The sequence below is a fragment of the Rhodococcus sp. P4_B6 genome, assembly GCF_056402215.1.
In genome coordinates this window covers 1-10,177 of the sequence record NZ_JBFUHV010000061.1, presented here as the reverse complement: position 1 = coordinate 10,177, position 10,177 = coordinate 1, and the positions used below count along the sequence as shown (strand labels likewise).

The following is a 10,177-nucleotide window of genomic DNA, read 5'->3' as shown; positions in this document are numbered from 1 at the left end:
GCGGCTGGGTCGGGTGCGGCGCGGCGTCGAGGACGGACAACGAGCTATGAGTGAATCGCCGGAAACGGTCGGTACAGATCTCCCGGTGCGAGATGTCGTGGGTGTCGGATTCGGTCCCGCCAACCTCGCACTGGCCATTGCCATCGAGGAACACAACGCGGAGTGCCCCCCGCGCGAGCGGATCAGCGCGCAATTCTTCGAGAAGCAGGATCGATTCGGGTGGCATCCCGGAATGCTGCTCGACGGCGCCACCATGCAGATCGCGTTTCCCAAGGATCTGGTGACGTTCCGGAATCCGCGCAGCGCATTCACCTTCTTCAATTACCTCTTCGATCAGGGTCGCCTCGTCGACTTCGTCAATCACCAGACGTTCTTCCCGACTCGTCACGAGTTCCACGACTACCTGCAGTGGGCGGCACGCCGAGTGGACGCCGACGTGCGGTACGGCACCACGGTGGAGGCGGTACGCGGAATCCGCGGCGACGACGGGGTGATCGACCGTTTCGAGGTCCGTGCCGCCGACGGCTCCACGGTGATCGCACGCAACGTCGTGGTCGGCGCGGGTCTGCGGGAACGAATCCCCGAGTGGGCCAACCCCTCTGCGCGGTGCTTCCACAACCATCAATTCCTGTTCCGGCTCGGCGAGATGCCGGCCCCGGTTCACCAGCGGTTCGTCGTCCTCGGAGCGGGTCAGAGCGCCGCCGAGATCGTCCAGTACCTGCACGGAAACTACCCCGAAGCCGAAGTCCACAGCGTCTTCTCGCGTTACGGCTACAGCCCGGCCGACGACAGTCCGTACGCCAACCGCATCTTCGATCCGGAGGCCGTGGACGACCTGCACGGCGCCCCGGAGGGGGAGCGTCTGCGATTGCTGGATGTCCATAGGAGTACTAACTATTCGGTGGTCGACATCGAGCTCATCAACGAGCTGTACGCGACCGAGTACCAGGAACGCGTGCGCGGGCGCCGCCGGCTGTTCATGCGCCGCGCGTCGGAGATCATTGCCGTCGACGAGACTTCGGACGGAATCGAGGTGGCGGTGCGCAGCGGTGTGGACGGCCTCACCGACACTCTTGCTTGCGACGCACTGATTCTGGCCACCGGTTTCACCCCCGCTCCCCTCGAGCCGCTGCTCGGCGAACTGGCGCCGAAAACCCACCCGCCCCGGGAAGTCGGCCGAGATTACCGATTGGCGGTTTCGCCGGACGTCACAGCGGGAATCTATCTGCAGGGCGGCACGGAGAAAACGCACGGAATCACGTCGTCGCTCCTGTCGAACGTTGCCGTGCGGGCGGGAGAGATCGTTACATCTGTCGTAACAAGGCGTGGCAGCAACGGCACGCTTGCTAGTGTGAACGCACAGGACACGTATGCGACAAGCGAGGCGAGATGAGCACCAATCCATTCGATGACGAAGAAGGCCGCTTCTACGTGCTGGTGAACGACGAGGACCAGCACTCACTGTGGCCCACGTTCTCTGAGGTGCCGGCAGGCTGGCGCGTGGTTTTCGGCGAGGAAAGCCGGGCAGCCTGCCTCGAGTACGTGGAGAAGAACTGGACCGACATGCGGCCGAAGAGCCTGCGTGAGGCCATGGAGGCCGACGAGAAGTCGGGCGGACGGCACAGCGTCGACAAGAGCTGACCTCCTCGTCGCCCGCGTTTCGGCGACGTTGTGGGCCGGGACGACCGTCCGGTGAGATTCCGGCGGTCGCGCCCGGCCGACGGCCGAGAGGCCGTCACCTGAAACTGCCTCAGGCCGCCTTCTGTGTGTGTGTTTCGACCGGCTTCCGCCGCCTCGTCTTGAAGACGGGGCGGCGGATGTCGTCTGTGCGGCGCAGGATGCGCGGCCTCCGCAGGGTCCGGGCGATCCATTCGCCGAGTGTGACGCCGGCCGCGAGCGCGCAACCGATACCGAACGCCGCCAGCAGCGAGCCCAGTCCGATCACCACCTCGTTGTTGAGCAGGGCGTACAGACCCCGGTACAGGGACAGACCCGGCAGCAGCGGCGTGATACCCGCCACCACGACGACCAACGGCGGCGTGAGCGCGCGGCGGGCCATCAGACCACCGGCGAAGCCGACCACGGTGGCGGCGAGTGCCGAACCGATGATCGGGCCGATGCCGAACTGGTGCGCCACCATGTACACGAGCGCGCCGGCCGCGCCACCGAACCACGCGGCCGTCAGGGCCCGTTGCTCGGCGTAACAGGCCAGTGCATAGAACATCGACGCGAAAGCGCCCGACATCACCAGCACGGGGAGTTGCACGAGTTCGGTGATCTCGACGTTGACCGGGGGCAGGGTCGAACCCAGCACGCCGGTCAGACGCAACGAGATGGCCACACCGGCGATGATGCCGCCGGTCATCATGACCACTTCGAAGAATCGCGCCGCCGCCGTGATCGGTGCTCCCGTGATGGCGTCCTGTACGGAACCGACCAGTGACAGCCCGGACAACAGCACCACCACACCGGCCGAAATGATCTGCGACGGTCTGATCTCGACACCCAGCTGATCCTGGAACGTGTAGAGCGTCGCCGCCGGGGTCGCGGCCACCAGGCCGCCCGCCACCTGCTGGAAGAAGAACGGCAGACCGATGCGGTTGAGGACGCGGTTGACCCGGTAGATCACCATCGTCGTCAGGAAGGCGACGGACGCGACCAGCACCCCACCACCCATCAACACGGACACCGACGCGGCCATCGACGCCCAGGCGAGCGTCGCGATCCAGCGGTTGTACGGGTGCGGCGCCGTGGTGACCGCGGTCAGGGCCTCATGCGCCTCGCCGGGGGTGACCGCTTCCCGGCGGATGCGCCGGGTGAGCCGGTCGACCGCCGCGAGCCGGGTGAAGTCCATCGAGCGGTAGTGCACGATCCGCATGGTGCTCGCCGGCGGGAGGGTGGGCCCGCGGTACGCCGACAGCACGATGGAGTTGTACGTGACATCCACATCGCACTGGGCGAGGCCGTACGTGGCGGCGATGAACTGCACCTGTTCGGCGGTGTCCATCGCACCGGTGCCGGACGCGAGGAGGACTTCACCGACTCGCACGGCGAGGTCGAGTACTTCGGCGACGACCGCATCGTCGGTGAGGTCGATCGGCTGCAGCGGGGTGGGTGCAGCGGTGACCGCATCGACCGTTGCGCGACGGTCGCCTGTGAGACGTTGGAGGGATTCTGTGAGCTTGGACATACTACGTGTCGGAGACAAGGTCTTTCTCGGTCAGATCGGTAGCGGAGAGTGCAGACTCGAGTGTCTCGTGGCGGAACGTGGAGATGACCTGATCGTGGACGACACGGAATGCAGAGGCCAGGATACGCGTCTCTTCCGGGTCCGTGGCCCACGTGGCCTGCTGTTCGACCACCAGCACTCCGTCGTAGTAATACATTCGCTTCGGATTCAGCGTGATGCCCGCGGTGGACGCCCATTCCCGCAGCGGCGCCAGGCCCTGAGTGGCGCCTTTCGGTCCACCCATCTCGATGTCGTCGCTCGACAGCGACAGCAGAGTGTCGATGTCGCCGGAGTTGAGGGCGTCGTGCCAAGCGAGGACGGTGGCGATCTCCGAGGTACTCATGGCTCCAACGCTATCCAATGTGGGCGGAAGTGGCCGACGTTCCTGCAATGGATATGATGGGCGCGCGTGTCCGCCTCCTTAGCTCAGTGGTAGAGCACTCGCCTTGTAAGCGAGCGGTCGTCAGTTCAATCCTGACAGGAGGCTCCACCGCGGAATTGCCTCCGCACACAGAGGGCCACCTTCCCCCGGGGGAAGGTGGCCCTCTGTCTTTTCCGCACGCTCACCCCTGGGTGGGCAGTTCGTCACCCTGGGGTCCCTGTCTCCGACCCCGCCGGTCATTGACGATGGGTACATGCAAGTGAATTCGTGCAGGTCGGCGGTATTGGACGCGGTCGACGCGCTGCCCGCCCTCGAAAGGGAGACACTCGCCCTCGTGTTCTACCGGGGAATGTCCTGCGACGAGGTGGCGGCGACGATGAAGACCACCGTCGACGTCGTCCGGGACCGGCTCCACGAGGGCTCGCGCACCCTGCTCGCCGGTGTCGGCGGGCTGTGAACCGTCACGTCCCGATCGGCTGACCGAGCAGGCTCGCGAGTGTGTCGCCGACGATCGACGACCACACCGGCCACGTCTTCTCGTCGAGGGCCATCGACCCCACGTCGTGGGTGGCGCACCCGGCGCCGGCCGGGACCCCGTCGAAACGGTCCCGCAACCACATCAGGGCGCTCGCGGCCGCGACCGGCTCGAGGGACAGGTGCTCGCTGGCGTGGTCGCGGATGTACGTCACCCGGGCGTCCGGGTCCTGGCAGTACGTGTCGACGAGCCGGTCGACGGGCCCGACCGGCACCAGCCAGTCCGGGTTCGCCTGATACATGAACATGGGGACGTCCGGCACCCGATGGCCCATCCTCGTCCGGTCGAGTACCGATTCGACCACCGGATCGCGCAGCGGGTCGCCGCTGGGGCTGTCGAACAGGCCCCGCAGGTTCGCGAACGGCAGCAGCGCGGACTGATAACTGACGCACAGGTTGCCCTTGGCGGCGAGGAGCTGCTTGCCGAGGGGGTTCAGGTGGGTGTCGAGATACTCCGCGAGTTCGGGGTAGTCCCGGCTCACCCCGAACACCCCGCCCAGCACGATCCCCGCGCCCAGGTTGTTGTCCGCGAGATCGACCAGGGCGCCGAGATCGGCCGGGATACCGCCCTCGGCCGCGCCGACGATGTTCAGGTCCGGCGCGTAGCTCTCGTGGAGTTCGGCGGCATGCCCCGTCGCGATCGCGCCACCCGAGTACCCCATCAGTCCGACCGGGGTCTGCCTGCCGGACAGCTCCAGGGGGTCGAAGTTCTCCGCCGCCCGGATTCCGTCCAGGGTGATGCGGCCCGCGAGGGGCCCGGCCGCGTAGGCGGCGTTCGGGCCCTGATGGTCCGGCAGCACGACGGCCCATCCCTGGGCGAGCGCGGCCTGGGCCTCGAGGAACTGCAGCGGCGCGGACCTGACCGGTCAGCGGCGCGGGAACGGACCACTGCTGCAGCGCGTACGAGGCGGCGCAGTACTGGCCGAGCGAGTCTTCCGCCGGCTGGAGCGACAGCAGATTGCGGACGCCGTCGATCGTGCCCCGCGGTTTGACGACCGTCGCGACCGCCGGGATCGCCTCGTCCCGCGAATTGTTGGAGCGATACGACAGCTGCCACGCGTCGACGTTCACCGGAACCGCCGACAGGTTCGCCAGATGGACTTCGCGGGCGGCGATGATCTCGCCCGGCTCGGCCGCCGCGACCACGTCCGCAGGCGGCTCGTAGAAGCCCCGGTCGGCCTCGGGCCAGGCGGGAACGGCCGGGGCCGGCTGCACGTCCACCGCCGTCCCGCCGTCGGTGGGCGCCCCGACCGACGGTGCGGCGACGGCGAGCTGTGCACCCACCACCATCGCTCCCACCAGCAGTATTCGGTGTCGCAGCGCTCTCGATCTGATCATGTGGTCCTCCCCGGGCCGAAGTGAGACGTCCATGTCTCACTTTGAGTGCCAGATCAGGTGTGACGGGTATCGCAATACTCGCGAGTAAGTTCCGGTCAGGCCTGATCGGTGACCAGCGCGATGAGCATCGTGCTCAGGACGTCCACCAGGACCGACGCGGACGGCCGGGGTGAGGCGGTGCTCCAGTGGTGGGCGAGGTCGTTGACCGCCCCGATGAAGGCGATCGACACCATCGCGAACCGTTCGGGTGGGTCGACGACGCCACCGTCGATCGTGCGGGTGACCGCCTCGAAGAGTTGCGCCCACTGTGCGCGGCGCTCGAGGCGGTACTGCTCGACCCGGGGGCCCGCCCCGACCACCTCCACGAAGATGATCCTGGCGCGCCGCTCGTCGGTGCCGACCGATTCGATGTAGGCCGTCATCACGGTGCCGGCTACGGTCCGCGGATCGCGCGAGGGGGCCGCCTCGTTCGCGGCGAGCACGGCGTCCCGGGCGTCGTCCTGAATCGTGTCGTAGACGGCCAGGAGGATGTCCTCGCGGCTGCCGAACTCCTCGTAGAACTGGCGCCGCGACAGTCCCGCGTCGGCGCAGATGTCGCTGATCGAACTGTGGGCGTACGTCTTCTCCGCGAAGACCGACAGGGCCGAGTCGAGGAACCGTGCCCGGCGGGCTACGCGACGTTCGGCGACCGGTTGGCCGCTGTACGTCCGACTCGATTCGGCTCGGGACACATGATCAGCCTACGGTGGCGGACACAGCGAGGCCGTCGCCCGCGCGGCGGACGTGTCGGGCCCGGCCTCGGCTCACATCAGTTCCCGCATCCGCTCGTGCAGGATGATGCGCCCCGCGGCCTCGATCAGCGCGAGGTGGGAGAACGCCTGCGGAAAATTGCCGAGGTGACGGCCCGTGCTCGTGTCGAATTCTTCCGCGTACAGGCCCAGGGGAGACGACACGCTGACCAGTCGCTCCATCAAATCGGTGGCCTCCTGCACCTGATCGACCACGGTCAGGGCCGACACCAGCCAGAACGAGCAGATCAGGAAACTGCCTTCCTTGCCCGACAATCCGTCGTCGGTTTCGCCGGTGCGGTAGCGCAGGACGAATCCGTCCTCGGTGAGATCGCTCGCGATGGCGTCGACGGTGGCGCGCAGCCGGACGTCCCCGCGGGGTAGGAACCCGAAGACCGCGGCGAGCAGCGTCGACGCGTCCAGCGCCTCGGTGTCGTAGTGCTGTCGCAGCACCCCCTTCTTCACGCCGTGCGCGAGGATGTCGGCGCGGATCTCCTCGGCTGTGGCACGCCAGGTGTCCTCTGCCGCCCGATCGCCGCGGATGCCCGCGATCTTCGACGCCCGGTCGAGCGCCACCCAGCACATCAGCTTCGACGACACATAGTGCTGCGGTGCGCCGCGCGCCTCCCAGATCCCCTGATCGGGGTCGCGCCACACCGCCGAGGCGCACGCCGCCTGCTGCTGCACTAGCGGCCACAACCGGCGGGGAAGTCGCTTGCTGCGCACCGTGTGCAGCAGGATCGAGTCGAGGACGGCGCCGAACACGTCGTTCTGCCGCTGGTCGAACGCGCCGTTACCGATCCGCACCGGGCGCGCGCCCGCATAGCCGGACAGGTCGTCGCGGGTCGACTCGGTGAGGTCGCGGGTGCCGTCGATTCCGTACATGATCTGCAGTGCGCCGTCACCGTTCGACTCGAGGTCGGCGATGAACTGCATGAACTCGTCGGCCTCCCAGTCCAGGTTCAGGTAGTGCAGGGCCTGCAGCGTGAACGTGGAATCCCGCATCCACGTGTAGCGATAGTCCCAATTGCGTTCGCCACCAGGGGTTTCCGGCAGGGAAGTTGTGAGGGCTGCGACGGTGGCGCCGGTCGGCATGTACGTGAGGCCCTTGATGGTCAGGGCGGACCTCTGGATCGCCTCACGCCACCGATGGTCTGGGAAGCGGGCGTGACTGAACCAGCGCCGCCAGAACGTCGCGGTCGCATCGAGTTGCGCGACAGCCTCTTCCACCGTTCCCGGCGCGGCGAGTTCCGCGGCCCAGGTCAGCGCGCAGTACAGGGTTTCGCCCTTCTCGAGCATGTGGCGCGCGCGAACCCGTCCGCCCTCGATGCCGAGCGCCATGTCCGTCTGCAGGCGCAGCGTGAGCCCCGCACCGCTCGCGTCGGCGGTGTGCCGATCACCGTTCACGAGAACCCACTCCGCCGGTGCGCGTCCGTAGTCGAACACGGGCTCGCACACCAACTCCACCTCCACGCTGCCGTCGAGGCACGTGACCGTGCGGACCAGCATGTGGTCGGCATCCTCGTCCGCCGGCGGCCTCGTGTGGGGAGTGACGGTGTCCTCACCGCGGGTCGGGCTCATCGTCAGCGCACTGCGCACGTTCACCCACCCGGTCGGGGTGTTCCACACCGCCGAGATGATGTTGGTGCCCGGCTCGTACTGGCGGGACGCCGGAACGTTGAGCCCGAACGGGCCGATCCGGAACATCCCGGCCTCACGGTCGAGGAGGGAACCGAACACGCTGGGCGAATCGAACCGGGGCACGCACAGCCAGTCGACGGAACCGTCCGGCGCGATCAGCGCCCCGGTGTGGCAGTTCGAGAGGAAGGCGTAGTCCGCGATCGGCGGGAACGGCGACGGCGCGGCCGCGCTCCGGGGTGGGGCATCGTCGTCCGAGGCAGTAGTCACGTTCGCGCCCCTCTCCCCGGGTGTCGGCTCCCTCCATGCTGCGGGGTCTCGGCGCCGACGGTCATCACCCGGATCGGGTGACCGGTCAGTCCCCGAGGACGGCGAGATCGAGCCGGCGGACGCGATCCGGCTCCGCGATGACGTCGATCTCGGTGATCGTCCCGTCCACGATCGTGAACGCCAGCACCAGGGGCGGCCGCCCTCGGGGAGCCATCACGAGCCCGGCCGCCCCGTTCACCAGGGCCACCTGGGTGACCCGGGCCCGTTCCGCGGATGCGAGCGCGCCCTTGGCCACGACGCGGGCGCCCCGGATCACGAGCGGTCCCGGGGTGGGTCCGACAGCCGGATCGGCCCGGAGCACCACCTCCGGATCGAGCAGGGCGACCAGCGCGTCGAAGTCGCCGCCGCGGGTGGCGGCCAGATAGGCGTCGACGACAGCTCGCCTGCGGTCCAGGTCGGCGGAGTCCGGTGCCGGCGCCGCGCCCTTCACCCGCCGGCGGGCGCGGCTGGCGAGTTGCCGCACCGCCTGGGAGGAGCGGCCCACGATGGGGGCGACGTCGTCGAACGGCACGTCGAACATGTCGTGCAGCACGAACGCGAGCCGCTCGGCCGGGGTCAGCGTGTCGAGCACGACCAGCAGCGCCAGCCCGACCGAGTCGGCCAGCATCGCTTCGTGTTCGGGGTCGCCACCGTCGTCGTGGCCGACGGCCGGATCGTGTGCCTGCACGTCGAGAGGTTCCTCGCGCCGCTGCTCGCGTGAGCGCAGCACGTTCAGGCACACCCGCGACACCACCGTGATCAGCCACGCCCCGAGGTTCTCCACCTCGCCGGTGTCCGCGCGAATCGTGCGCAACCACGCTTCCTGGACGGCGTCGTCGGCCTCGCTCACCGAGCCCAGCATCCGGTAGGCGACGGCCCGCAGCCGCGGCCGGTGTTCCTCGAAACGCTCGGTCAGCCGATCGCGGTCGTCCACCGTGTCACATTCCTTCCTCGCGGCGTGTCTCACAGGTAGACCCACCGAAATCAGCAGTCCGAAGAATCTGGACAGATCATGACATCACCCATTCTCATCACCGGCGGTACCGGCACGCTCGGACGTCAGGTCGTCCCACTGCTGCGGGCGGCGGGGCGGGACGTGCGGGTCGTCAGCCGGCACGGCCGAGACCCCGGCGACGGCGTCGAGTACATGATCGGCGACCTGTTCGAGGGCAAGGGAATTGAAGCCGCACTGGACGGGGTCGAGACCGTTCTGCACCTGGCGGGTGGCCCCAAGGGCGACGAGGTGGCGACCCGGAACCTGGTCGAGGCCGCCTCGCGCGCCGGGGTGCAGCATCTCGTCTACATCTCGGTGATCGGGGCCGACCGGGTTCCGCTCGGCTGGTTCACCGGATTAATCAGAGGAAGCCTGGCCCTTCAGGGCCGGGAGGAAGCTGATTCTGTACTGCGCGATCGCGCGTAGCGGGGTCGCTTCTTGTGTGGGTTCGGGTCGTTTTGGTTGGTGATGTACTCGGCGACGATGGCGAGTGGGGCTCCGCCTGCGGAGGCGGCGAAGTAGGACGGTGACCAGAAGTGATTGCCCCACAGGTATTTCTGGATGTGGTCGGGGAACTCTTGGCGCAGGTATCGAGCGGAGACGCCCTTGAGGCTATTGACCAGGGTGGAGAGTTGCACGGTAGGTGGGTAGTGGATCACTAGGTGGACGTGGTCGGTGTCTCCGTTGAACTCGGTCAACGTGCGCCGAACTTGTCACACACCTCTGCCATGATTGCCCGCATCGGGTCAGCATCGGGTCGGTGAACGCACCGCGACGATCAGGGAAAGGCGCAGGGTGTGAAGCGGATCGTTGTCGTGAAGCTGGCTCCCACCCCGGAGCAGTATGTGGCGCTGAAATCGACACTGGAGTTGTGCAATGCGGGGGCGAACATGGTTGCGCAGCTCGCGCACACCGCCGCTGATCGGCGCCCGTTCGCGCTGCAAAAGCAGGTCTCTGCCCAGATC

Annotated in this window: 8 protein-coding genes, 1 tRNA gene and 3 pseudogenes; 5 read left to right on the top strand and 7 right to left on the bottom strand. The window is 67.8% G+C overall.

Going from position 1 to position 10,177, the window contains the following annotated elements; translation table 11 throughout:
• Positions 1–46: 46 nt before the first annotated feature.
• Together AC1DWT_RS25920 and AC1DWT_RS25915 are read left to right on the top strand one after the other, a co-directional pair.
• Positions 47–1,393 (top strand): lysine N(6)-hydroxylase/L-ornithine N(5)-oxygenase family protein, encoded by a 1,347-nt coding sequence (locus AC1DWT_RS25920; RefSeq protein ID WP_095863247.1) that lies wholly within the window; start codon positions 47–49, stop codon positions 1,391–1,393.
• The gene (locus tag AC1DWT_RS25915; protein ID WP_005244517.1) at positions 1,390–1,641 is read left to right on the top strand and encodes an MbtH family protein; all 252 of its coding nucleotides are present in this window, start codon (positions 1,390–1,392) and stop codon (positions 1,639–1,641) included. Before AC1DWT_RS25920 ends, AC1DWT_RS25915 begins: the two co-directional genes overlap by 4 nt.
• Before the next feature lie 109 nt (positions 1,642–1,750).
• Here the strand turns inward: AC1DWT_RS25915 and AC1DWT_RS25910 are convergent, their stop codons facing one another.
• Together AC1DWT_RS25910 and AC1DWT_RS25905 are read right to left on the bottom strand one after the other, a co-directional pair.
• Positions 1,751–3,190: a threonine/serine exporter family protein gene (locus tag AC1DWT_RS25910; protein ID WP_072947937.1), complete on the bottom strand. Its 1,440-nt coding sequence runs from the start codon at positions 3,188–3,190 to the stop codon at positions 1,751–1,753.
• Between the two features lies 1 nt (position 3,191).
• A complete protein-coding gene (locus tag AC1DWT_RS25905) occupies positions 3,192–3,572 on the bottom strand; it encodes a nuclear transport factor 2 family protein (protein WP_095863248.1) in 381 nt (126 codons plus the stop codon).
• A 72-nt stretch (positions 3,573–3,644) separates the two neighbouring features.
• Between AC1DWT_RS25905 and AC1DWT_RS25900 the strand changes: the two genes are divergently transcribed.
• Positions 3,645–3,719, top strand: a tRNA-Thr gene (locus AC1DWT_RS25900).
• 145 nt (positions 3,720–3,864) lie between these two features.
• Complete coding sequence (locus tag AC1DWT_RS25895; protein WP_095863249.1) at positions 3,865–4,068, top strand: RNA polymerase sigma factor; 204 nt, start codon at positions 3,865–3,867, stop codon at positions 4,066–4,068.
• 4 nt (positions 4,069–4,072) lie between these two features.
• On the opposite strand, the pseudogene AC1DWT_RS25890 reads toward AC1DWT_RS25895, so the two are convergent.
• The 4 genes and pseudogenes from AC1DWT_RS25890 to AC1DWT_RS25875 form a co-directional block, all read right to left on the bottom strand.
• A pseudogene (locus tag AC1DWT_RS25890) lies at positions 4,073–5,483 on the bottom strand (lipase family protein).
• A gap of 95 nt (positions 5,484–5,578) precedes the next feature.
• Positions 5,579–6,214, bottom strand: coding sequence for a TetR/AcrR family transcriptional regulator (locus AC1DWT_RS25885; RefSeq protein ID WP_095863250.1), 636 nt, complete (start codon positions 6,212–6,214; stop codon positions 5,579–5,581).
• A gap of 72 nt (positions 6,215–6,286) precedes the next feature.
• Positions 6,287–8,179, bottom strand: coding sequence for a glycoside hydrolase family 15 protein (locus tag AC1DWT_RS25880; RefSeq protein ID WP_095863251.1), 1,893 nt, complete (start codon positions 8,177–8,179; stop codon positions 6,287–6,289).
• A gap of 85 nt (positions 8,180–8,264) precedes the next feature.
• Positions 8,265–9,152, bottom strand: a complete 888-nt coding sequence (locus AC1DWT_RS25875; protein WP_095863252.1) for a sigma-70 family RNA polymerase sigma factor — start codon at positions 9,150–9,152, stop codon at positions 8,265–8,267.
• 78 nt (positions 9,153–9,230) lie between these two features.
• On the opposite strand from AC1DWT_RS25875, the pseudogene AC1DWT_RS25870 reads away from it, so the two are divergent.
• A pseudogene (locus tag AC1DWT_RS25870) lies at positions 9,231–9,617 on the top strand (SDR family oxidoreductase); the annotation flags it as partial.
• Here AC1DWT_RS25870 and tnpA read toward each other — a convergent pair.
• Positions 9,593–9,989, bottom strand: a pseudogene (tnpA, locus tag AC1DWT_RS25865) (IS200/IS605 family transposase); the annotation flags it as partial. The pseudogenes AC1DWT_RS25870 and tnpA sit on opposite strands and share 25 nt — an antisense overlap.
• Positions 9,990–10,177: the final 188 nt, after the last annotated feature.

Excerpts from the sequence above, each read along its gene's own strand:
- AC1DWT_RS25920 (WP_095863247.1), top strand. The coding sequence starts at position 47 with ATGAGTGAATCGCCGGAAACGGTCGGTACAGATCTCCCGGTGCGAGAT.
- AC1DWT_RS25915 (WP_005244517.1), top strand. The coding sequence starts at position 1,390 with ATGAGCACCAATCCATTCGATGACGAAGAAGGCCGCTTCTACGTGCTG.
- AC1DWT_RS25910 (WP_072947937.1), bottom strand. The coding sequence starts at position 3,190 with ATGTCCAAGCTCACAGAATCCCTCCAACGTCTCACAGGCGACCGTCGC.
- AC1DWT_RS25905 (WP_095863248.1), bottom strand. The coding sequence starts at position 3,572 with ATGAGTACCTCGGAGATCGCCACCGTCCTCGCTTGGCACGACGCCCTC.
- AC1DWT_RS25895 (WP_095863249.1), top strand. The coding sequence starts at position 3,865 with ATGCAAGTGAATTCGTGCAGGTCGGCGGTATTGGACGCGGTCGACGCG.